This is a genomic window from Wolbachia endosymbiont (group A) of Anomoia purmunda, assembly GCF_947251545.1.
In the GTDB taxonomy this organism is placed as follows: Bacteria; Pseudomonadota; Alphaproteobacteria; order Rickettsiales; family Anaplasmataceae; genus Wolbachia.
The window spans coordinates 1266387-1289275 of record NZ_OX366362.1 but is presented as its reverse complement, the minus strand read 5'-3'; the positions used below and the strand labels follow the sequence as shown (position 1 = coordinate 1289275).

General features: G+C 35.4%; 18 protein-coding genes, 1 tRNA gene and 4 pseudogenes. 12 read left to right on the top strand and 11 right to left on the bottom strand.

Features of this window, described 5'->3' with window-relative positions; translation table 11 throughout:
• The first annotated feature begins 12 nt into the window (after positions 1 to 12).
• Positions 13 to 738, top strand: coding sequence for a hypothetical protein (locus OPR57_RS06625; protein WP_265036367.1), 726 nt, complete (start codon positions 13 to 15; stop codon positions 736 to 738).
• Between the two features lie 45 nt (positions 739 to 783).
• On the opposite strand, the gene OPR57_RS06620 is transcribed toward OPR57_RS06625, so the two are convergent.
• Entirely contained in the window at positions 784 to 2004 is a 1221-nt protein-coding gene (locus OPR57_RS06620) for a KAP family P-loop NTPase fold protein (RefSeq protein ID WP_265036366.1), read from the bottom strand.
• Between the two features lie 3 nt (positions 2005 to 2007).
• Entirely contained in the window at positions 2008 to 2607 is a 600-nt protein-coding gene (gene recR / locus OPR57_RS06615) for a recombination mediator RecR (RefSeq protein WP_400772272.1), read from the bottom strand.
• 498 nt (positions 2608 to 3105) lie between these two features.
• On the opposite strand from recR, the gene OPR57_RS06610 reads away from it, so the two are divergent.
• The 7 genes and pseudogenes from OPR57_RS06610 to OPR57_RS07890 form a co-directional block, all read left to right on the top strand.
• Positions 3106 to 5412, top strand: a complete 2307-nt coding sequence (locus OPR57_RS06610) for an AAA family ATPase (protein ID WP_265036365.1) — start codon at positions 3106 to 3108, stop codon at positions 5410 to 5412.
• A gap of 63 nt (positions 5413 to 5475) precedes the next feature.
• A complete protein-coding gene (locus OPR57_RS06605) occupies positions 5476 to 6477 on the top strand; it encodes a J domain-containing protein (protein WP_265036364.1) in 1002 nt (333 codons plus the stop codon).
• A gap of 58 nt (positions 6478 to 6535) precedes the next feature.
• On the top strand, positions 6536 to 7432 hold the full coding sequence (locus OPR57_RS06600; RefSeq protein WP_265036363.1) for a class I fructose-bisphosphate aldolase: 897 nt from the start codon (positions 6536 to 6538) through the stop codon (positions 7430 to 7432).
• A gap of 5 nt (positions 7433 to 7437) precedes the next feature.
• Positions 7438 to 7509, top strand: a tRNA-Cys gene (locus OPR57_RS06595).
• 130 nt (positions 7510 to 7639) lie between these two features.
• Positions 7640 to 8716, top strand: a complete 1077-nt coding sequence (locus tag OPR57_RS06590) for a quinone-dependent dihydroorotate dehydrogenase (RefSeq protein WP_265036362.1) — start codon at positions 7640 to 7642, stop codon at positions 8714 to 8716.
• A gap of 205 nt (positions 8717 to 8921) precedes the next feature.
• Complete coding sequence (gene rnc / locus OPR57_RS06585) at positions 8922 to 9620, top strand: ribonuclease III (protein ID WP_265036361.1); 699 nt, start codon at positions 8922 to 8924, stop codon at positions 9618 to 9620.
• An 81-nt stretch (positions 9621 to 9701) separates the two neighbouring features.
• Positions 9702 to 9837, top strand: a pseudogene (locus tag OPR57_RS07890) (IS66 family transposase); the annotation flags it as partial.
• Between the two features lie 483 nt (positions 9838 to 10320).
• On the opposite strand, the gene OPR57_RS06575 reads toward OPR57_RS07890, so the two are convergent.
• The 6 genes from OPR57_RS06575 to OPR57_RS06550 all read right to left on the bottom strand — a co-directional run bounded on the left by OPR57_RS06575 (position 10321) and on the right by OPR57_RS06550 (position 15120).
• On the bottom strand, positions 10321 to 10449 hold the full coding sequence (locus OPR57_RS06575) for a hypothetical protein (protein ID WP_265036360.1): 129 nt from the start codon (positions 10447 to 10449) through the stop codon (positions 10321 to 10323).
• A gap of 275 nt (positions 10450 to 10724) precedes the next feature.
• On the bottom strand, positions 10725 to 11612 hold the full coding sequence (gene folD / locus OPR57_RS06570) for a bifunctional methylenetetrahydrofolate dehydrogenase/methenyltetrahydrofolate cyclohydrolase FolD (RefSeq protein WP_265036359.1): 888 nt from the start codon (positions 11610 to 11612) through the stop codon (positions 10725 to 10727).
• Positions 11596 to 12297, bottom strand: coding sequence for a UbiX family flavin prenyltransferase (locus tag OPR57_RS06565; RefSeq protein WP_265036358.1), 702 nt, complete (start codon positions 12295 to 12297; stop codon positions 11596 to 11598). Before OPR57_RS06565 ends, folD begins: the two co-directional genes overlap by 17 nt.
• Positions 12290 to 12556: a DUF2312 domain-containing protein gene (locus OPR57_RS06560; protein ID WP_182319348.1), complete on the bottom strand. Its 267-nt coding sequence runs from the start codon at positions 12554 to 12556 to the stop codon at positions 12290 to 12292. Before OPR57_RS06560 ends, OPR57_RS06565 begins: the two co-directional genes overlap by 8 nt.
• A gap of 13 nt (positions 12557 to 12569) precedes the next feature.
• The gene (locus OPR57_RS06555) at positions 12570 to 13853 is read right to left on the bottom strand and encodes an HlyC/CorC family transporter (protein ID WP_265036357.1); all 1284 of its coding nucleotides are present in this window, start codon (positions 13851 to 13853) and stop codon (positions 12570 to 12572) included.
• 88 nt (positions 13854 to 13941) lie between these two features.
• Positions 13942 to 15120 carry an aspartate aminotransferase family protein gene (locus OPR57_RS06550; protein WP_265036356.1) on the bottom strand — a complete coding sequence of 393 codons (1179 nt, stop codon included), beginning with the start codon at positions 15118 to 15120 and terminating at the stop codon, positions 13942 to 13944.
• A 275-nt stretch (positions 15121 to 15395) separates the two neighbouring features.
• Here OPR57_RS06550 and OPR57_RS06545 point away from each other — a divergent pair, with 275 nt between their 5' ends.
• A complete protein-coding gene (locus OPR57_RS06545) occupies positions 15396 to 16568 on the top strand; it encodes an NADH-quinone oxidoreductase subunit D (protein WP_265036355.1) in 1173 nt (390 codons plus the stop codon).
• Between the two features lie 352 nt (positions 16569 to 16920).
• A complete protein-coding gene (locus tag OPR57_RS06540) occupies positions 16921 to 17850 on the top strand; it encodes an Rpn family recombination-promoting nuclease/putative transposase (RefSeq protein ID WP_265036354.1) in 930 nt (309 codons plus the stop codon).
• A gap of 107 nt (positions 17851 to 17957) precedes the next feature.
• On the opposite strand, the pseudogene tnpC reads toward OPR57_RS06540, so the two are convergent.
• From tnpC to OPR57_RS08195, 3 pseudogenes are all read right to left on the bottom strand, one after another.
• A pseudogene (gene tnpC / locus OPR57_RS07885) lies at positions 17958 to 19326 on the bottom strand (IS66 family transposase).
• Positions 19327 to 19512: 186 nt separating this feature from the next.
• A pseudogene (locus OPR57_RS08200) lies at positions 19513 to 19704 on the bottom strand (IS110 family transposase); the annotation flags it as partial.
• Between the two features lie 6 nt (positions 19705 to 19710).
• Positions 19711 to 20844, bottom strand: a pseudogene (locus OPR57_RS08195) (IS3 family transposase).
• A gap of 291 nt (positions 20845 to 21135) precedes the next feature.
• On the opposite strand from OPR57_RS08195, the gene proS reads away from it, so the two are divergent.
• Together proS and OPR57_RS06510 are read left to right on the top strand one after the other, a co-directional pair.
• Positions 21136 to 22404: a proline--tRNA ligase gene (proS, locus tag OPR57_RS06515; RefSeq protein ID WP_265036350.1), complete on the top strand. Its 1269-nt coding sequence runs from the start codon at positions 21136 to 21138 to the stop codon at positions 22402 to 22404.
• On the top strand, positions 22401 to 22772 hold the full coding sequence (locus OPR57_RS06510) for a holo-[acyl-carrier-protein] synthase (RefSeq protein ID WP_265036349.1): 372 nt from the start codon (positions 22401 to 22403) through the stop codon (positions 22770 to 22772). Before proS ends, OPR57_RS06510 begins: the two co-directional genes overlap by 4 nt.
• The last annotated feature ends 117 nt before the right edge of the window (positions 22773 to 22889 follow it).

Below are 22889 nucleotides of genomic sequence, written 5' to 3'. Positions count from 1 at the left end.
AGAGGTAAAAAAATGAATACTACAGTAGAAAAAAATAATCCAAAAATTTTTCCTAAAAATGAAGGAAAGATTAACTCAAAAGGCATGGTTGCCCCACCGGTACCACCAAGAGCACCAGAGACCAAGTTATCGTCGCAGAATGAGTTAGAAAAAATAGTAAAGCTTAAGAAAGTTGCTCCACCTGTTCCTCCGAAATCTTCCCAAGCTAAATTTGCTGGAATAAAAGCGATTTTTGAGCGAAATGCACCTCATTCTCAAGCAAATGATAGTAATAAAACAGTGAGTAGCAATCTTGGAAGAACATTTGGCCCAACAATGCAAAAACTCATGGAAGACAACATTCATAGCACTCCTAACAAACAACGCCGTGATTCAGGGGATAGTGGCATATCTTCATGCAGTGATGTTAGTAGCAGTACTCTTGATAAAAAAGCTAAAACTTATAATCCACTTGATTGGAATCCAATCTATCAAGGTAAAAAGCTCTTTAGCTTAGGCGATATGTCGAGTAATTCGTCTTCATGTAGTGAAAAAAGCAATATTTCAGATGTAAGCGATAAGTCTAATAATTCAAACATTGTTAGATGTAATATTACTAGGAGTAACAGTAAGGAGGACCTTCATAAACCTGATGCTTCACATAATGACAAATCTGCAGGTAAAAAATTATCTAATGTCAATGTAAGCGAATTAATCAGAAAGTTTGAACAAGGTAATGACATAGTAAAAGGGCGTTAATCAAATGTTACCCTATCCTTGTATATGCAAAGGTAGGGTATCTTTTTAAAATATTATGTCCTTTATAGCTTTGTTAATTTTTGACTCCCTCTCTGCAAAAGCAGTTTCTAGAGAGGTTTTAAGTTTTTCCCATTCTTCTTGACCATTTATAACTAAAGATTTGTATTCACTTTCAATTTTTTCCAATGCTGTTTGATATGAAAAACCTAATTCCTCATATATATCAATATTTATCGATTGCAGTATTACCAAAAATGAAAACAAATTCGGATCAGGTAATTCTTCCTTTATATAATTCAGAAGACATAGTTTTATTTTTTTCACGCAGTATTCTATTGTTTTCAGCGATAGTGATAGACTTTCTGCATAAAATATAAAACTATCTATAATTAAACTTTTTGATTTTTTCGGTAATTTAATATTTTCAAATAGTTCTTTTGTAAATTTTTCTATCGGTTGTTTTGGCAAATGTAAAAAGAGATCAGTAAAAGATTTTAGGTCAAAATTTGGTCCAAGTATTGTGCTGATTGCTCTTTGTACATTACTCTTATCTTTACTTACAGAAATAATGAAAACCAGCCCCTCCACATCAAGCATATACTTTATAGATTCCAAAAAATCGACAACGAATTTAGGACGGCACACATCAAGATTATCCACCATTATATAAATGTTTTTGTCTTTTCTGATTTTATTAACCACATCCGCTAACTGTGTTTTAAAATCTCTAGTACTCTCTTTTCTTCTTTGGAGAAGACTTAATTCACTCAAGACAAAACCTATGTCTTTTTTATCAGCCTCTTTTGCAGCATCAAGAAATACTGAAAGCATAGCAAGTGGAGATTTACTGATCAGCTTTCCTAGTGTGTTTAGAGAAAATAGCTCTTGGTTTATGTTCTTGAACTGTTGTATAACGCTTCTTTTTACTTCATACGATGCAAATAAATCTTCAAATAGAAAATTTAAAAAAGAAGGAAGTGGTTGATCCAGTGCATTGATATCCCATGCACTATAATAGGCTGCAATTTCATTTTGCTGTTTTAACTCTTTTACCCATTCTTTCAAAAAAAACGTCTTGCCCCATCCACTATATCCTTCCAAAGATATTATTGTAAAAGACTGATCAATTGTTTTAATTATAGTGTTGAATTTACCTGAAAATTGCTTATAGTTTAGGCGGTCATTTTTCCAAGCCACCACTTTAAGTGGTGGCGCTATTCCTTTCTTTTTGAATGTTACTAGCGATACAAGTTTTTTTAAGCACATGCCTTATTTTATATTTAACTCATATTCTTGTCTTGAAGTAAGTGCTATCCTCAGCGTTCCTTCATCAAGATAGTCAATTTCTCCGCCCATTGGTATGCCGCAAGCAAGACGTGATATTTTCACATCCAAATTTTTTAGCAATTCAATTATATATTGTGCAGTAACTTGGCCCTCTAATGTCGGATTAATTGCGATAATTATCTCTTCAATTTTAGACTCTGTCACTCTTTTCAGAATAGTATCAAGGTTGAGTTCTTTTGGACCTATGCCATTTATCGCAGACAATCTGCCACCCAAAACATGGTATAAACCTGAATATATATTTCCTTTTTCAAACGCCCATAGATCACCCAATTCTTCTACTACACACAGTAACTTAGTGTCACGTTTTGGGTTAGTACAAATAGAACAAGGTGACTTAGTATCTAGATTTCCGCAAACTTCACACTCTATTATAAGATCTGCTAGCTCTTTAATCAAAGATGCAAGTGGTAGCATAACTTTTTCTTTGTTTTGAAGTAAATGTATAACTAACCTGCGTGATGATGATGGCCCTAAACTTGGCAATTTAGAGAAAGCATGAACTAGATTCTTTATGTTAATGTTCATTCAATAAATTCAGAATAGGCAGTCAAATGGTAACATCAAACCCTTTGTAAAGAAAGTGGTAAGTTTCTCTTGATCCCACTTTGATTAGCTATAGAAAAAATTTTTTACTCTAACGCAAAAAATTACTTCCGCATACTTAAAGCCCGATTATAATGACAGTAGAGATATTTAGAGAGCTCAAAATTTATCTTCGCCTGCAGGCTTTTCTATTAAAAACAATCAAATTTCAGTAAAAATGTAGCGTATCCTCTTCAGCGTACATGGACGTATCTGCCCAATGTACGTTGCATTTCTATTGAATCTTTATTCATATAGGGGGTTCTATGCCTAAAATCCAGATTTTTTTCTATATAGGATGACAGCCTTATCTGTGTAAGCTATAATCCAGAGTGGGGATTCAAATTGGCTACAGCGAACTCCTGGATTTCAATTTTTTTAATAATTGTGTGCTATTCATTATATATGAGTTCCCACTTTTAAAGAGAATAGGAGATGATTTCCAAAAACTTAGAGGCAAGTTTGAATAGAGCACTATTCATTGCTTCTAATTTTAATCTTAAATATGCGAAAGTAGAACATTTATTGCTGGCGTTAACTAAAGACGTGGATGTAAATTACGTTTTATCAAGATGTAATATCAGAGCCGATGAAATCATCAATATGGATAACATTCTATCAAGATGCAATATTAAGGCTAATGATTATAATAATAATATAAAAGGGTTTTTACAAAGCAGTTCTGAATTGATTATCAGTGGAGTTAAACCTAGCTCAATGTTTCAATGCATAATACACAGAGCAATAATACGGGCTCATAGCTTGGGGAAAAAAGAAATAAATGGAGCAAGTGTTCTAGTAGAAATTTTGTCTGGGCAAGATTTATACGTTGAAGATCTATTGCAGAAACAAAGTGCGAAAGATTCCAATTTGATTTACCACATATCTAACATGAAATACTCTAACGATATAGATGAATACACCACTAATCATAAAGTAAAACTTGATAAAAATAATGACGCTCCTACTACAGTAAATAAAGGTGAGCTACTAAAAGATGAAGAAATTCTACAAAGTTATTGTAAAAATTTAAATGACTATGCAAGAAGCAAAAAAATAGATTATGTTATTGGTCGTGATTATGAATTAAATCGCACTATAGAAATATTATTGAGGCGTAGAAAAAACAACCCTTTATATGTTGGAGACCCAGGTGTTGGCAAAACAACAATAGTTGAGGGTTTGGTATTAAAGATCATTGAAGGCAGTGTTCCGAGTGCACTCAGGTCCAGTATAATTTATGCTTTGGATTTAGGATCACTCCTTGCAGGGACACGCTACAGAGGTGATTTTGAAGAGAGAATAAAATCTATAATAAAAGCAATTGAGGCAAAACCAGGTGCTATCCTTTTTATTGACGAAATACACACTATCATTGGAGCAGGTTCTACAAGTGGTAGCTTTCTTGATGCCGGTAATCTGCTCAAACCTGCGCTTGCAAGAGGTACACTGCGTTGTATAGGTGCAACCACATATAGAGAATACAGCGCTAGTTTTGAAAAAGATAAAGCACTAGCGAGAAGGTTTCAAAAAATTAATGTTAAAGAATCTTCTGTTAATGAAACGATAAAGATACTAGATGGTATAAAGCACTACTATGAAGGGTATCATGGAGTATATTATACAAAGAATGCCATTAGGTCTGCGGCTGAACTTTCGCATAAGTATATTACTGGGCGAATATTACCTGATAAAGCGGTTGATGTTATTGATGAGGCAGGGGCATATTGTAAATTGCTAAGAAACAGGGGTAAAATTGTAAATAGTAGAGATATTAAGAATACCATTACTAGAATTACAAATGTGCCTTGCGGATCTGAATCTGATGATTTGCAGAAAGTAAAGTCTTTAAAAGCTAATCTAGAGAAGGTGATTTTTGGCCAAGGGCAGGCAATAGAATCTCTTGTTAATTCTATTAAAATTGCTAAATCTGGGTTGAGAAATTACAATAAGCCTTTAGCAAATTATCTTTTTGCAGGGCCAACCGGTGTTGGTAAAACCGAGCTAGCAAAACAATTAGCAGAAAGCATGGGCATGAATCTTATACGCTTTGATATGTCCGAATATATTGAGTCTCATACGATATCAAGGATGATTGGTTCTCCTCCTGGATATGTAGGTTATGATCAGGGTGGATTACTCACAGAGTCTGTATCTAACAATCAATATAGTGTTGTGCTGCTTGATGAAATTGAAAAGGCTCATAGCGATATCTATAATATATTGCTACAAATTATGGATTATGGTTGCGTTACAGACACTTACGGACGTAAAGTTAACTTTTCCAATATAATTTTAATTATGACAACTAATGCAGGAGAAGTTGAATGCAGCAAAAGTTTTGTTGGCTTTGGGCATAAAAATTTTAACATTGGTGATAGCGAAAAAGCAATAGAACAGGTTTTTAGCCCTGAATTTCGTAATCGTCTTGATGCGATTATTTCTTTTTCTGACTTAAGTACGGATGTGATTTTGCATATTGTGGATAAATTTGTCCTAGAACTGAAAAAGCAACTGACGCAAAAAGGCATAAACTGCTTAGTAGAGGATGAAGTGAAATCTTATCTTGTACAAATGGGTTATAGTAAGGAAATGGGAGCACGTCCGATAGAGAGACTTATTGAAAAAGAGATAAAAAGTTACTTAGCGGAAGAAATACTGAATCGTAAATTAATAAAAGGAAAGAAATTAAGAATCTATATGAATAGAGTAGAAAATAAAATTGCTTTTGATATAGTTTGAAATTCTTGTTTTTTTATTACACTTATAGTATATTTGTTTTATTTTAAGAATAATGAGGCTATAGTGGCAAGTTTAACTAGAAATCAGTATTACAGTAATCGCGATTTACAGAATTTATTTTCAAGACTAGGAATAAAAGCGGAAGAAGTAATAAGCCAGGAGTTTGACGATATACTCAAGTTAGTTGAACGGCGTTATAGAAAGCTGGCATTGAAATTCCATCCTGATAAAAACAAAGGTAATGAAGAGCAGGCAAAGAAAAAGTTTCAGGAACTTACTGATAACAAGAGGAAATTAGAGCAACATCTTAACGCCTTAAGATCAGGAAGAACTCCTGGTAGACCTACAACATTACAAGAAGAAATAGCAGAAAAGCAGAGAAAAGTCGATGAGATTTTATCACGTAGAAGTGAAGCTATAAATGGAGCACTTTTATTTTTTATATTAGCAAATGTGGTGTTTACTCCTTCGTTGAAAGTTGAATCTTGCTTATCACAACTTGCTAATAGTGGCACGGTGCAAAGCATCGCTCATCAATTTTATGCATTTAGCATAGGGATTTGGCCGTTGTTATTTATTATATCCTTTTGTGGTGTTATTTATGCAGCAAGTAAACAAAGGGGTCCACAAGAAGAAAATTTGGATAAATTAAATCGAAGAGCAAATATGCTTCTTACTGCTGATAATTATGTGATATGTATCGCAGCAACATTTGCTATATGTGGTCTAGTGTCAGAGGTAGCACAAAATGGCTGGCCTGCTCAATATGGAACAATGCTGATGATTAATTTAGCATTGGATTTATTACTTATTGCTTTACTTAGAACTTTTACAAAGGCGTCTAAACTATATAGTGAACATTGCATTCAGCGTTTATATGAAGAAGATACAGAATTTAGCTATAAAGAAAAATTTGCATGGTATGACTACAAGCTAGTGCTTATGCCACTTGTTCTTCCTATTGTCAAAATGTATTTTAGAGATTTAATCCAAAAAGAGCCACAACAGCACACCACCAATCCTAACATTACATCTTTAGGTACACCTGCAGGACAAGAACCATAAAAAGATCTTTGCTTCAACTGTGGTTTTTACTATACTTTAAATGAACTTCATAGCGTTAATGAGTAAAGAAATAAGACAAATCTTAAACCACTACGAAAGTGAAAACCCCGGGGTAAAAGCAAATCTTACTCGTATTCTCATGCATGGAAAGCTTGGTGGCACTGGCAAATTAGTAATTCTTCCTGTAGACCAAGGGTTTGAACACGGGCCAATAAAAAGTTTTGAAGTTAACCCTGATGCTTATGACCCACATTATCATTTTCAGCTTGCAGTTGATTCGGGAGTAAGTGCATATGCTGCTCCACTTGGTATGATTGAAGCTGGTGCTTCAACTTATGCTGGAATGCTCCCACTTATTTTGAAACTTAATAGTTCCAACTCCTTACATTCGAAGAATCTGACTTCTGATCAAGCAATAACCTCTTCTGTGAAAGATGCGCTGCGTTTGGGCTGCTTGGCTGTTGGATTTACTATATATCCTGGTTCTGCTAAGTGTTTCGATATGATGGAAGAAGCCCGTGAAATCGTAGCTGAAGCCAAATCTTATGGGCTTGCAGTAGTGCTATGGTCTTATTCACGCGGTGAAGGAATTTCCAAAGAAGGTGAAACGGCAGTTGATGTTATTGCCTATGCTGCGCACATGGCAGCTTTGCTTGGCGCTAATATAATAAAAGTAAAACTTCCAACTAAATATTTGGAAAGGGAGAAAATAGAAACAAAAAATATTGAATCATTATCTAAAAGAATTGAATATGTTAAAAGATCTTGTTTTGCAGGAAAAAGAATAGTAGTTTTTTCTGGTGGTGAGTCGAAATCAGTGAATGACATATGCAATGAAGCAAAAGAAATTAAGCAGGGTGGTGGTAATGGTTCAATCATTGGACGTAACACTTTCCAACGCAAAAGGGAGGAAGCTTTATCTATGCTAAAAGATATAATGGATATCTACACATAAAAAACGGCTGGGTGGCAGAATGGCTTATGCGGAGGACTGCAAATCCTTTTATACCGGTTCAATTCCGGTCCCGGCCTCTTTCATTTTCTATATCTTGTAAAAGTTGCTCAATTCAACAGTAGCTTTAAGTGTGTAACCTATAGAGAAAATTATTCATAAGTAAAATCAATTTCTTTTCAAGTTATGGTTATACTCTTATAGCGTTTCATGGTAAAAAATAAACTAAAAATAAGCAAAGTGTTTTACAAAATGATATTACGTAATTTATTGTTTTTACTGCCGCCTGAAATTGCTCACTCTTTGGCAATTATGGCATTAAAGAAAACACCTTATAGAAAACCTATAGAGCTACCAGAATCTTTGAGTGTGAATTTTTTTGGTAATAAGCTCAGAAGCCCCGTGGGTCTGGCTGCAGGTTTTGACAAGAATGCAGAAGTTATAAGGCCTATGCTTTCATTTGGTTTTGGGTTTATTGAAACTGGTACTGTAACTCGTAATCCACAATATGGAAACAAAAAACCAAGAATTTTTCGGTTAATTAAAGATCAAGGGGTAATTAACAGATTGGGATTTAACAATAAAGGAATAGACTATTTTCTTAAACAGATCAGTGAGACTAAGCTTGATGATTGCATTTTTGGCATCAACATAGGAAAAAACAGTACATCAAAGGACCAAATCAGCGATTATGTTGATTTAATAAAGATGGTATATGGAAAAAGCAATTATATAGTGCTGAACATCTCATCCCCAAACACCCCTAATTTACGCAATCTGCACAATAAGCAAGAATTATCGGAATTGTTGAAATCCGTAACTCTAACCCGGAAATCAATTGATAATTCTAAATCCATACCAATAATATTAAAAATCTCACCAGATGTAGATCAGCAAACGAAAGAAAATATCGCTGAGCTTGCATTGGAATATAAAATTGATGGTTTAACAGTAAGCAACACTACGGTCAGTCGGAATAACTTACATTCCCACCACAACGAGAGTGGCGGATTGAGTGGCAAACCACTGTTCAAACTTTCAACCGAGTTATTGGGCGATATGTACAAATTTACTAAGGGCAAAATATTATTGATAGGGTGCGGAGGAATCTCAAGTGGTGCTGATGCATATAAAAAAATAAAGGCAGGAGCCTCTTTGGTGCAGTTGTACACTGCTCTCATATACCACGGACCTCAAGTTGTAAACAAAATTAATCTAGAACTTGCAGAACTAATAAGGAGAGATGGATTTAGTAACATTAGTGAGGTGGTGGGTTGTATACATTAGACATCTTCTCTGTCACCTAAGTAGCCGACACTGGTCCAGCGTCACACGCCGGAATGACATCGATGAATCATTACTCAAATAATGGTTATGCAAGAAGTCTATTAAACTGTACATTTTGGAAGTTGTTGGTACTATTTTAATAAAACAAAACTAATTCTTTGGTATAAAGGTGTGGTAGGAAGTGTTTTTCTTTTAAATAATGGGTATGAAGAGTTTGAATGATGCAATATCTAAGATCATTGATTATAAATTTACAAATTATGCAATATTAGAAGAGGCACTAACTCACCCAAGCGTAAATAAAAGGAATAGCAAAAACCAGATTGTAAGCTACGAAAGACTAGAGTTTTTGGGCGATAGTGTTTTGAATATGGTCGTATCTGCCACACTGTTTAAACTATTTCCTGAAGAAAAAGAAGGAGCATTGGCAAAAAGAAAGACGGATTTAGTGTGTGGCAACACTATTGCTAATGTTGCTAAAGAAATAAAATTAGGCAGCTTTATCATCATGAATAATAGTGAACGCTGCAATGGAGGGAGATGTAACTTAAAAAATTTAGAAAACTCGCTTGAAGCACTAATAGGTGCAATTTATATTGATGGTGGACTTGAAAATGTTGAAAAATTTATTACCCAATATTGGGAAAAGCTAGCTAAAGGCATGCTTGACCCCCCTCAAGATCCTAAAACCTCACTGCAAGAGTGGACTCAGAAAAACAAATTGCCTTTACCAGAGTATGAGCTTGTAAAACAAACTGGACCAGCGCACAATCCTGAATTTACTATATCAGTTTGCATAGAAGATTATGGTAAAGTTTCTGCATGCGCTTCTAGTAAAAAGATTGCTGAACAAAAAGCTGCTGAGTTGATGCTAGAAAAAATTGGAAAAGACGCTTCAGTTTAGGCAAAATAGGCATTAATGTAAGTTTTAAGGAAGCTAATAGCGTTTAGGGGAAATGGTCAATTTAAGGAGAAGCATAGTATTATTCATAAAAAAGTTAATCTACCAAAAATCAAGCCTTATGTAGTGGAATATCAATGGCCGTTGTCGGAGATGCGGAAAAAAAAGAAGTAGCAAGTTACCAAAAGGTGTTATGCCAGATACATTTAGTCCAAGAGTTGTTTTGTGAAGTTGATAGAGTCAAGGAGAATGAAAGTTTTAAAAAATAGCATATTTTTTAATTATAAAAATTTGATATTAACTGATATAGCTAACATGGGACATCTTTTGCCTTTTTTTCTGCTTAGTAAATTTCTTAAATATTCAAACTAAGGTGAATTGCATTTAAAAGCAGCTAAATTGCAGTGTTTAAGACTTAAAAAACGCCAATGTTTTTAAATAGATATTAGCCGGGGCTTCTTTTGCCTTTTTTTTCGTTTTGTAAATTTCTTAATATTTATGGCTAAACGACAACCGTCATACCACTACTTGTTAGCGGCTAAGAGATACCGTGAATGAATCACGGTATGACGGTTCGCGGCAGCATGACGGTTAAGTAATTCGTCATCCAGCTACTTGTTAGCGGGATCTGCTGAGATACCGCGAATGAATCCACAACTGTACGAACATTGCAATATGGCACGATATCACATAATAAACGATGTCATTCCAGTGCTTGGCACTGGAATCCAGTTTTCCATATAATCTCATCGAAAACGTTGTAACCACTTTCTGTGCTAGTTTGCTTGTGAGCAACCTGGATCCCAGTGTCTGGGCACTGGGATGACACCATTTGCTGTGCAATTTACCTTCAAAAATGAATGTTCGTACAGCTATGGATTCATTCGCGGGATAGATTCCGCTAACGAGTAGCGGAATGACGAATCTGTTGTTTTTCAAATTGTAGGTAAACCTAAGCCACTTTAGCTATACTTGTAGAGAAAAAAGAATAGATGATGATCCTAAATATTTAATAAATTTGACTACTGAGGAATTTCAAAAATCTCAATTTTTTATTAATTGTGAGATGTGGTACATTCTATCTTCATACAGCTTCCTCTTCATACCTCAACTAATGAAATTGGAAGCATCAACTCCCTTTTGCAAGCAAGCAGCAATAACAGTGTTCATCATTAGAAATGCAATGGTCATTGGGCCAACGCCCCCGGGTACTGGAGTCATAGCTTTGGCTTTCCCTTTTATTCCCTCAAAGTCAACATCACCTACGAGTTTACTTTGTTCTCCTACGTTAACGCTATTTATGCCAACATCGATCACTATTGCACCTTTCTTTATCCAGTCTGCTTGAACAAAATTTGGCTTTCCGACTGCTGCAACTACTATATCCGCTTTAGAGCAATATTCAGCTAAATCTTTACTCTGTGAGTGCAAGATGGTAACAGTGCAATTTTCCTGCAGCAATAGGTGAAACATTGGTTTACCCACGATATTTGACCTACCAATTACCACTGCGTTTTTACCGGAAAGGTTCTCTTCAATTGATTTAATTAAATGCAAAGAACCTTTAGGAGTGCAAGGTATAAGGCAGTTCTTTTCACCTTTAACTAATTTGCCAACGTTTTCATCATGGAAGCCATCTACATCTTTTTCAACACTTACTGCATTAATTACTCTGCTTGCACTAATATGGTTTGGCAAAGGCAATTGCACTAAAATCCCGTGCACAGATGGATCTTCATTTAACTCATTGATTTTTTCAATCAATTCATCTTCTGAAATATTATTAGGCAAAACAATGGTCTCAGAACTTATGCCTATTGATTCTGCTTTTTTTTGTTTATTGCGAACATAAACCTGACTTGCTGGATTGCTGCCCACGAGAATTACTTTCAGGCAAGGAAAAATATTATGCTCCCTCTTTAGAACATTAATCTTTTGTGATAGCCTCTCACATAGGTCGTTTGCTATTTTTTTACCATCAATAATAATTGTCACTTCCTTGCCACTCCTTAAAGTCAGGTAATTTGATATCAAATAAATCCAATACTTTGCCAACAGAATGATTAATAATATCATCCAACGATTTCGGTTTAATATAAAAAGCAGGCACTGGTGGAGTAATAATTGCTCCCATCTCCGTTAATTTTAACATATTTTGTAAATGCCCAAGATGTAGTGGTGACTCTCGTACCATAAGAACTAACTTTCTTCTTTCTTTTAGCGTTACATCTGCAGCTCTTGTCAATAGATTGGAAGTAACACCTGATGCGATTTCAGACATTGTCTTCATAGAGCATGGTGCTACAATCATTCCTGAGGTTTTAAATGAGCCGCTTGCTATTTTTTCTCCAATCTTTTCTTCAGAATAGTAAAAATCTGCAAATGATGTAATATCTTCAAGTTTTTCTTTAATCTCGTGAGCTAAAGTTATTTTCCCAGCACGACTTATCACTAAATGAGTTTCATAACCAAATTTGGTGTCATTCCAGCGCGTGACGCTGGAATCTATATTTCTTTTTCCCTGGATCCCAGTGTCAGCTACTCGGATGACAGAAGAAGGTATAGGGGCAACAGAGGATTGTACAAGAAATTTATTAACATTTCTTAGTGCTTCTAAGATACGTACACCGTAAATAGAACCAGATGCTCCACTTATTCCAATTACAATTCTGCTATTCACTTAACTCTTCTTCGTAGCTCATTCCCAATGCACGTTTATAGGTATCAAGCAATATTTCCTGTTCCTCTCTGTCATCATCATCCATCTTCCTCAGCCTAACAATTTGTTTCATCACTTTTGTATCCCAACCTTCATCTGCGGCTTTTGCATATACATCACGAATGTGATCTTGCACATCCCTCTTTTCTTGTTCAAGTTTTTCGATTCTCTCTATGTAACCCTTCAACTCTTCAGCCGTTATTTTTACTGTATCTTCCATGAAACTCCACTAATTAATTGCTGCTACTAATATTACCAGTTTTTACTTGCACTTCAACAACAGTAATAATATTTTTATCTTTTTTTAAAATCTTAAAGCGAAAACCATACATGGAAAACTCCTCGCCTTCGTCAGGAATGCGCTCTATTTCATTCACAATCATACCTGCTAGAGTTGTAGCTTCTTCATCAGGGAGATTCCAGTATAACTGCCTGTTAATGTCCCTAATAGTAGATTTTCCTTCTATGTGATACATATTATCAGATATTTTCTTTATAAAATTCTCCGTAATCAAATCATGTTCATCCGAAATTTCTCCAACTATTTCTTCGAGTATATCCTCAAGAGTTACAATTCCCTGCAGTGCTCCATACTCATCAATAACAAATGCAAGGTGTTTCCTGTTCTTACGGAAGTTGTGAAGTTGCACGCTGAGTGGTGTACTTTCTGGTATAAACCAAGGCCTTGACATAACTTGGGTAATGTCCACTTCTTCCGCTTTATTATTCTTTTCACGCAAAGCATTTATTAGAGCTTTCACGTGAATTACACCTACAATGTTATCTGGTTCCTTCTGCCATAAAGGTACTCTACTGTGACTGCTGGTTAAAATCTCTCTTATTAACTCTTCTTTATTCCAATCTATATCAAGAGAAAATAGGTTTCTTCTATGGGTCATAATTTGTGATATCTCTGTCTCAGCCAAATCAAGTATGCTGCTTAGCATATCTAAATCCTGTTGTAACATAGTTCCTTCACTGCGGTGAAGAGTAATCATATTACGCATTGCATCCGCTGCAGATATCACTTCCTTATCTTTATGCAGCCCACATAATTTTAGGATGAGGTTAACAATAAATTGAATACCTAGCGTCAATGGAGAAAAAATCTTTACAAAAAACAATACAAAATAAGCAGAAAATGATGCAAATTTTTCAGGATTTTGAATAGCATAAGTTTTTGGTAGAACTTCGCAGAACAATAAAATACAAAATGTCATTATAATTGTTGATAGGAGAATGCCCTCATTTCCAAAAAAATTGATAAATATTGCTGTAAATAAAGCAGAGCAAGTAATATTAATAATTGTATTGCCGAGCAATACCGTTCCTATTGTCAATTCTTTCCTATTTAATAAGCGATCTATTACCCTGGCTCTTTTGTTACCGTCTAGCTTTAGCTTATTAACTCGAGAACGGCTAATTGAGGTTAAGCCTATTTCTGCTCCCGAGAACAAAAACGATAAAACTAACAAAACAAAAATTGCTGATGATACTAAGACCAATAACCAATCCATTAAAGTACGATGTTATTGTGATAAAAAATAAAATTAATTTTACATGTTATGAGAGGCATTTGCAAGCCTGAATTTATATTGCCGAATTTTATATATCTTTAATCTTAAAAAACAAATCATAAAGCATATCACACGCTGCGTTCACATGCTCATCCTCAATGATAAGTGGTGGGGTTACCCTTACTACTTTGTTGTTTAAAACCCTAGTTATTATTAAACCTTTATCAAGAGATCGACTAATAATTTTATCAGCTACAGGAGTTGCTAGTTCTATTCCCATTAGTAACCCTTCTCCACGAACTTCTAAAATCATCTCAGGAAATTCTTTAGCTAAAGGCAACAGCTTTTCTTTTAAATATTTACTAATTCTTTTAACATGATCAAAAAAGCCTTCTTTTAGCATTATATCGAGCACTGCATTACCAACAGTCATGGCAAGTGGATTGCCACCATAGGTTGATCCATGAGTTCCTGGAGTGATTGCTTCTGCTATGTAATCTTTTACTAAACATGCAGCTAAAGGAAAACCGTTACCCATAGCTTTTGCACAGGTTAGCATATCAGGTTCAATGCCAACATTTTGATAATAAAATAAAGAACCGATGCGTCCATATCCGCACTGCACTTCATCAAAGCACAAAATTATTCCTTGAGCTTTTGTTATTTCCCTTACTTTTTGAAGATATTCTACGTCTAGTGGATATACTCCACCTTCGGTTTGTATGGGCTCTAAAAATACAGCAGCTATTTCATCGCTGATTTTTTTCTCCAAAGCTTTAATGTCATTTCTTGGCACTTTATCAAAACCAGAAAGGAGCGGAGCAAAACCTTCGCGTGATTTTTCATTGCCTCCAGCAGAAATTGCAGCAATACTGCGGCCATGAAACCCTCCTTCAATTGTAACAATACGATTACGTTTTGCTTGCCCTTTTGAATAAAAGTAACGACGAATAAACTTAATTGCAGCTTCTGTTGCTTCAAGCCCACTTGAGCAGAAAAAAACTTTATCTGCAAAAGTAAGGGTTGTTAAACGGTCAGCAAGTCTTTCTTGCTCGGGAATAGTGAAAATGTTAGAGCAGTGCCATAATGAGCTCAATTGCTCTTTCAGCTTATCTGTAATGTATGGATGACAATGCCCTAAAGAAGTTGTAGAAATACCTGCAGCAAAATCTAAATATTTTTTACCATCTTTATCAAAAAGATATGCCCCTTCTCCCCTGACTATAGGAGTGTCAAGTCTATTATACGCATTAACAACATGATCCATTTTATAAGTATTGTGGTATTATCTATACTATACCTGAAATAAACCCATTAACACAAAGCTTTTCCTTTAACCTCTTATGCTACTTCAACTAAAAATTTGGCTAATGCAAACCTTTTTTGTCATTCTATAGCTAAAGTGACTTAGTTTTACCAACACTTATTAGCCATTGTAAAAGTTTTTGTTTCTATTGAATGACAATTGTAGCCTATGCAAGAAGTCTATTGACTTTGAGCGCACTTTAGCCTATACAATTTTAATATCTTAAACTACTGGACATGCCCGATCTAAAGACAATGATGTTAAATTTTGGACCCCAGCACCCAGCTGCACATGGAGTGTTGCGTCTTGTTTTGGAGATGGATGGCGAAGTGATTGAAAGAGCTGACCCTCATATTGGGCTTTTGCACCGTGGCACTGAAAAATTAATAGAACATAAAACGTATCTTCAAGCTTTGCCTTATTTTGATCGCCTTGATTATGTATCGCCAATGTCACAAGAGCATGCATATTCACTTTGTGTGGAGAAATTGTTGCAATGTGAAGTGCCAATTAGGGCAAAATATTTACGTGTCTTGTTTTGTGAACTGACGAGAATACTAAATCATTTACTGAACGTTTCTTCTCAAGCGCTTGATGTTGGAGCAATGACCCCTCTTTTATGGCTCTTTGAAGAAAGAGAAAAAATACTGGAATTTTACGAAAGAGCTTCAGGTGCAAGGTTTCACGCAGCTTACATCAGGCCAGGTGGAATTGCAGCAGATGTTCCAGAAGGTTTGATTGAGGATATTGCAAAGTTTATAGAGCAATTTCCAAAATATATAGACGATGTTGATGAACTTTTAACAGAAAATAGGATATGGAAGCAACGCACTGTAGGAATTAGTGAAACATCAATTAAACAGGCACTTGATTGGGGCTTTAGTGGCCCAATGTTGCGCGCTGCTGGGCTTGCTTGGGATTTGCGAAAAAGCCAGCCATATGAGATATATGATCAACTAGATTTTGATATACCGATCGGACAAAATGGCGACTGTTATGACCGTTATCTAGTTAGAATGGCAGAGATTAGGCAATCTATCAGCTTGGTGAAGCAGTGCATAGAGAAAATGCCTGAAGGGCCAATAAAAACTGAAGATAGAAAAATTTCCCCACCGCCAAGAGCAGAGATGAAAAAATCTATGGAAGCTCTGATTCACCATTTTAAGCTCTATTCAGAAGGATATCACGTACCAGAAGGTGAGGCTTACGCAGTTGTTGAGGCACCAAAAGGTGAGTTTGGAGTGTATATAGTTTCAGATGGTACCAATAGACCTTATAGGTGCCGAATAAGAGCACCTGGCTTTGCGCATTTACAAGCCTTAGACTTTATGGCAAAAGGACACATGCTTGCTGACGTTGCAGCAATTATTGGCTCACTCGATATAGTTTTTGGTGAGATTGATAGGTAATTATTGGTATCCGTTTAGGCAATGGTGTCATGCAAGTAGCTGACACATAACTGTACGAAATTTGTTTGCAAAGGCAGTATGTTAAGTGTTATAGCCGATTTTGCCTCAAACACAAAGGCAGTGCCTTGACTACTTGGATCCAGAAAAATTGATTGTGCACTATACAACATTTTCGATCAAAAGCGTAACCGTTCACTGTTAGACTGCATTCTGTGATTTTTAGCAAAACACGATCTTTCATTTGAGCTTCCTTCAATTTAAAGTAAATACAGAAACTAGCTATCTTCAAAAATATGGTTGAATAATTGTTAATAATAGTGTATAATTATTAATATTTTTAAGCACTTTGGCTATGGCTTTATCTAAGTTTCTCGACCCTAAGCTGGATTTGACCTTCAAAAAAATATTTGGCACTGAAAAAAATAAGAATATTCTCATACATTTTTTGAATGATATTTTAGGATTTACCGAGATAAATACTATACAAGAAGTGGAATTCCTCAGTACTATAATGGATCCTGAAATTGCATCTGATAAGCAAAGTATAGTTGATGTTCTTTGCAGGGATTCTAGTGGGGCTAGGTATGTGATTGAAATGCAGCTTACTCGCGATAAAGGCTTCGAAAAACGAGCTCAACTATATGCTGCTAAGGCTTACTCAAGGCAAGCTGATAAATCTGGTAAGTACATTGATTTAAAGAAGATTTTCTTTATTGCTATCTCTAATTGTAATTTATTTCCTGATAAGCTTGATTATATATCCAGCCACACTATAAGAGATGAGAAAACCAATGAGCATGACTTAAAAGATTTTCAATTTGTATTTATTGAACTACCTAAATTTCCTAAGAATAAGGAAGAACAGCTAGAAAGCATAGTGGATCGTTGGTTATTTTTCTTCAAATATGCAGATGAAACTACGGAAGAAGACTTAAGGAAAATAGCAGAAAAAGCACCAATAATAAAGTTAGCCTACGATGAATTAGACAGGTTTAGCTGGAATGAAAAAGATTTAGTAGCTTACGAAGAAAGAATAATGGATCTACGTAAGGAAGAAGCCATTCTTGAATACAGACTTGACCTTGCTACTGAAAAAGGCATCCAAATTGGTGAAGAAAGAGGCATCAAAATTGGTAAAGAGGAAGGGAAAATTGAAGGGAAAATTGAAGGGAAAATTGAAGTAGCAAAAGCAATGCTGGCTAATAATGTTGATGTTAACACTATTGTCAAATTTACTGGCCTTTCTATTAGTGAGATTGAAGAATTAAGTGGAAATCTGTGAACGGTTACTCAAAAGCTGGATTCCAGACTGGAACGACACCATTTGTTGTAAACTCACTTCTTCTTGATTTTTTGGTTTATCTTGTCTACCTATTTGTATCCGTTCAGCTAAGTGGTGTGAGAGACGATAGATAAGAGGTTTTGGAAAGGATTGAGACCCATTTGTTTCCATGTTAAGTATAACGAAATTATCCGTTCAAGGAATGCATTTCCCCGCTTCGATTGGGTAAAATATGAATTTTTGCGATAAACGACATAATGCCGTATTTGCCGTTCAGCATGGTTATTTGTCAGCGGAATATTTTCTGGTTCATCTAAAAATTTCCACATCATTCTTTCAGATTTCAAAATATTCTTTGCAACTCGAGAAGCTCCAATTGCTTCAGGTAAGCGAGATATTTCCTTCAAATAATACCTTGTACATTTTCGCAACTTTCTGGCACGTCTGGTAAATCTAAAAACATCTATCTCATTTTTTAGCAAGGCCTTTTTTAGTGCAAATAATTCAGTGGCCACGTTTCTCAAGTAACAACCCAGAACTTTAACTTCAATATTCCAACTATGTGCTAATCTTTCAAAATCTCTTGATAAATGTGCCCAACAGATTTGCCTGTTTTTATCGGCAAAGTAGTTGTATGCTGCATACCTGTCGTAAGCTATTGCGATTGCAGAACTTGCTATTTTGTAAAACCTTCATTCCTCTTGATTCTGTCAATTTTACAAAACTTGCCGTATTGCTTGCAAACACCAAGCGAGTTTACCTTTGTTATAATGGCTCGTTTCATCAATATGTAAAACTTTACTTCTACTTATCTCTTGTTCGATTTGCTCATATGTTTTTTCGCATTTCGATGCAACTCTGTGTTCACTGTTTGATATGCTGCCAACACTTATATTCAAATTAAAAATATCATTTATAATGCTAGCCACTTCGCGCTTTGAATTCTTGTAAAATCCGCTGAGTGCTGCAATTATCGATTTAACTTTTGGACCAAATGTATCTGATGTAACACCTTCTGGTAATTTGCTGCTTCTTCTTTTTCCGCACTTCCGACAACGGCCATGCTCTAGCTGATACTCTACTACATACGGCTTAATTTCCTGCAGATCAACTTTCTGATGAATATATGGTTTTTCACATACTGCAATCTTCCCTCCGCATTCGCAAGAACTCTATCTTTATCACCTCATCTGCATCCACTTTAGCGCGATAATTACCTTTGTGTCCGATCTGACCACCAATATTTCTTTCGCTTTTTGGCTTGTCCTTTTTTATTTTGTATAGCTCTTTTGAGCTGGGCAGGGATGAGTTTTTTGAATTTAAACCAAGCCTTTCCTTTAATTCAGCGTTCTCTATCTTTAAAGCCTTGTTCTCTGCCTTTAGACTTTCATTCTCTCTTTCCAGCCTTTCTATTTTTGCTTCTAACTTTTCTATTTTTTGCTGTAAATTTTTGCAAAGTTCTAAAAGGTTTACCACATTACCTCACTTTTGCTCTATGATTATCTTTTTAGATCACCTTGTCTACCTTATTCTACCACTCTGCTGAACGGATACTAAGCATTAGATGGAGCAGTTGTGTTAAAAGTCAATAGAAAAATTGATGTAGCTGTGAATAAATACTTAAAGTGTGTGTGGACGTATTTATTCACAGCTACGCTAGTACTAGATAAAAGTAGAATTAGGACTATATTCCTCAGTGAACACTCTACCATCTCTTACTAAAGAGTTAGCAAGAATAAGTAATTTTCTCATGGCAGCAGTAGAAGCAATTTTATATGGTTTTTTGTATTGATCATATAGCCTATCAAAGAAGATTTTTATATAAGAATTGTACCTTTGTGCACTAAGAATACACTGACCTTACCCAGAAAAAGTGGAGAGAAAGTTTGGAATGTTTTTTACAAAGAGAATAAAATGCTCAGGAATGCAATAGTTAATAGTGACGTTGTTTGTTATAAAAAATTTCTATATATTCAAATATAGCAGTTCTAATATACTGTTTAGAGTGCTTAGAAGTGTCGATTGGTAGCTCCCTTTTTAGAGAACTTTTCTACAACAGAATTGTCGTAACAACAACCTTTATGACTCATCTATGTTTTTTATGGCTAGGAGATATTGATAACCTTGCGAAGTATATTGTGAACCTTGATCACTATGTAATAGTAGGTTTTTGGCAGGTTTACACCTATTAATGGCCATTAATAAAGAGTCCATAACCAATTGTTTATTTATTGAACTGCTCATTGACCAGCCAACTACCATGCGTGAGTATAGATCGATTATTATTGCCAAATATAGCCATCCTTCTTTGGTTTTTATATAAGTAATATCAGTTACCCATACTTTATTTGGTTGATCAACAATAAAGTTTTGGTCTAATATATTGGAAGCTACGACTCTACTGTCCGTTTGTTGTTTCTTAATTTTAAATTTTCTTCTCAATATAGCCTGAATACTATTTTTCTGCATAATACTTTGCACTGTTTTCAAGTTGCAACTTTTACCCAAAGCCTTTAATTCAGCATGAATTTTAGGAGCTCCATATCTACATTTAGAAGCTTTTTTTGAATATCTGCTTTTATTTGCTAATTCTCTACTGCTTACTTTCCTTGTAGTCCACTTATAGTAGCCACTAGCAGATACATTCAAAACCCTACATAATTCCTGCACTTTATAGTATTTGCTATATAAAAAAATATTTTACTCTTTTTGACTGGCCAGGGCTTTTTTTAAAATGTCTCTTTCTCTTGTTACTCTTGCTAACTCTTTCTGTAAATCGAATCTCTCTTTGTCGTAAGGAGCCACGCTACCCCTACCTGGAAATGCATTTGCCGCTGACTTTTTTTCGTTATATTTCTTCATCCATTTTCCTAATACACTATCCCTTATTCCTAGATCTCTTGCTACTTTTGCAACTGGTTGACCTGCCTTTCTTTGCTCATTTGCCAGTTTAACAGCTTCCAATTTGAATTCTGCTGTATATTCTCTTACCATTTTTCATCCTCCAAAATTTTATTTTACCCGAAAAAACTCCTTTCTTTCTCTCCACTTTTTCTGGGTAAGGTCAACCCAGTGGATAATGAGGTGCGAGATTTATCTACTCTGTCTGTTAAGGATCGCATAGCACAGTTTGGTGGAAAAGCGTTGTGATACCAAAAGGAAAATGTTGCACTAGGACCACGGGTTCTATGAAATGGTCAACCACGCACTTCCCTTCTTTTTCAAAATAAGTTTACCTATAGGTCTGATTGTATTAAGATTACTTAATACAATCAGATCTATTATATGCGTTTATCCAAGTATTACCTACCAACTCTAAAGGAAAAGCCTGCTCATGCTAAAATTATCTCCCATCAATATTCTTTGCGTGCAGGTTTAGTAAAACAGGTAGCATCTGGCATTTATTCCTGGTTACCACTTGGTCTGCGCGTGCTTAAAAATATTGAAGACATCATCAGAAATGAAATGGACAAATCTGGCGCTATTGAAGTGTTAATGCCTTGTGTGCAACCGACAAATCTTTGGCGAGAATCAGGGCGTTACGATGATTACGGTAAGGAAATGTTGCGTATAAGGGATAGGCATGAGGAAGACATGCTTTTCGGTCCAACTCATGAGGAGGTGGCAACTGATCTAATTAGAGATGTGGTAAAAAGTTACAAAGATTTGCCACTTTGTTTGTATCATATCCAGTGGAAATTCCGTGATGAGGTAAGACCACGTTATGGTGTTATGAGGGGTAGGGAATTTTTGATGAAGGATGCGTATAGTTTTGATGTGGATTACGAAGGTGCACTGAATTCATATAATTTGATGTACAAAACTTACATAAAAATCTTCAAACGCATGGGACTTACTCCAATTGGAGTTCGAGCTGATACGGGGCCAATTGGAGGAAATTTGAGCCACGAGTTTCATATATTGGCAAACACTGGTGAGAGCACTTTATATTATGACAATAAATTTTCTGAACTACTAGAGAGAGAAGATATTGAAAATCTGAAGAGTATATACGCAGTTGCAGATGATATGCATGATCCTAAAACTTGCCTTGTGCCGCAAGAGCAGTTAAATGTTAGTAAAGGTATTGAAATAGGGCATATTTTTTATTTTGGTGATAAATATTCAAAGCCTATGAAGGCAAGTGTTACTTCTCAAGATGGAAAAAACGTCAATATACATATGGGTTCGTATGGCATTGGGGTTTCAAGGCTTGTTGGTGCAATAATAGAAGCTTTTCATGATGATAAAGGAATTATCTGGCCAGAATCGGTGGCTCCTTTCAGAATTGGTTTAATCAATTTACAAACGAAAGTAACGGAGGCTGCAGATAAAATATATAAAGCTTTGAAAAGTGATGAAGTGCTTTACGATGATACAGAAGGAAGTGTAGGAGTAAAATTTTCTAGAATGGATCTGATAGGCTTGCCGTGGCAAATAATTGTCGGAAAAAAGGCAATAGATGAAAAGATAGCTGAAGTAAAAAATAGAGCAACTGGAGAGGTAAAGGAAATGCAGATTGAGGAAGCAATAAATCACTTTAGCACAAAATGATACGTGGTATCGGCACTGACATAGTATATATACCAAGAGTATTGAGAATATTACAAAAATACGGGGAAAAATTTCTCAATAGAATCTACACTGAAAAGGAAATAGAGCTAAGTAGAAAGTATAATAGTCAAGAAATGCGATCAAGGTATTTCGCTAAGCGCTTTGCGGCAAAGGAGGCTTTTGTTAAAGCACGAGGTAGTGGTCAGGGTATTATAATGAAAGATATAGAAATATACAATGATGTGAGAGGCAAGCCATATCTTACCGTTAGCAAGGATTTTATCTCCAAAATTCATCTTTCTCTGAGTGACGATGGAGATTACGCTACTGCATTTGTTGTAATTTGTGTCTATAGCTCACACAGATAAAGTTTACTCTTTTGTCATCCTATGAACAACTGTACGAACATTGTGATTTGAGAGCAATTTCCACTAGGGAGGATGTCATCCGAGTAGCCGACACTGGGATGGCTTTGTTGCATCGCT

Excerpts from the sequence above, each read along its gene's own strand:
- OPR57_RS06555 (WP_265036357.1), bottom strand. The coding sequence starts at position 13,853 with ATGGATTGGTTATTGGTCTTAGTATCATCAGCAATTTTTGTTTTGTTA.
- OPR57_RS06550 (WP_265036356.1), bottom strand. The coding sequence starts at position 15,120 with ATGGATCATGTTGTTAATGCGTATAATAGACTTGACACTCCTATAGTC.
- OPR57_RS06510 (WP_265036349.1), top strand. The coding sequence starts at position 22,401 with ATGATACGTGGTATCGGCACTGACATAGTATATATACCAAGAGTATTG.
- OPR57_RS06590 (WP_265036362.1), top strand. The coding sequence starts at position 7,640 with ATGGTAAAAAATAAACTAAAAATAAGCAAAGTGTTTTACAAAATGATA.
- OPR57_RS06600 (WP_265036363.1), top strand. The coding sequence starts at position 6,536 with ATGAGTAAAGAAATAAGACAAATCTTAAACCACTACGAAAGTGAAAAC.
- OPR57_RS06610 (WP_265036365.1), top strand. The coding sequence starts at position 3,106 with ATGATTTCCAAAAACTTAGAGGCAAGTTTGAATAGAGCACTATTCATT.
- OPR57_RS06575 (WP_265036360.1), bottom strand. The coding sequence starts at position 10,449 with ATGGTGTCATCCCAGTGCCCAGACACTGGGATCCAGGTTGCTCACAAG.
- OPR57_RS06625 (WP_265036367.1), top strand. The coding sequence starts at position 13 with ATGAATACTACAGTAGAAAAAAATAATCCAAAAATTTTTCCTAAAAAT.
- proS (WP_265036350.1), top strand. The coding sequence starts at position 21,136 with ATGCGTTTATCCAAGTATTACCTACCAACTCTAAAGGAAAAGCCTGCT.
- OPR57_RS06560 (WP_182319348.1), bottom strand. The coding sequence starts at position 12,556 with ATGGAAGATACAGTAAAAATAACGGCTGAAGAGTTGAAGGGTTACATA.
- OPR57_RS06545 (WP_265036355.1), top strand. The coding sequence starts at position 15,396 with ATGCCCGATCTAAAGACAATGATGTTAAATTTTGGACCCCAGCACCCA.
- OPR57_RS06540 (WP_265036354.1), top strand. The coding sequence starts at position 16,921 with ATGGCTTTATCTAAGTTTCTCGACCCTAAGCTGGATTTGACCTTCAAA.
- OPR57_RS06620 (WP_265036366.1), bottom strand. The coding sequence starts at position 2,004 with ATGTGCTTAAAAAAACTTGTATCGCTAGTAACATTCAAAAAGAAAGGA.
- rnc (WP_265036361.1), top strand. The coding sequence starts at position 8,922 with ATGAAGAGTTTGAATGATGCAATATCTAAGATCATTGATTATAAATTT.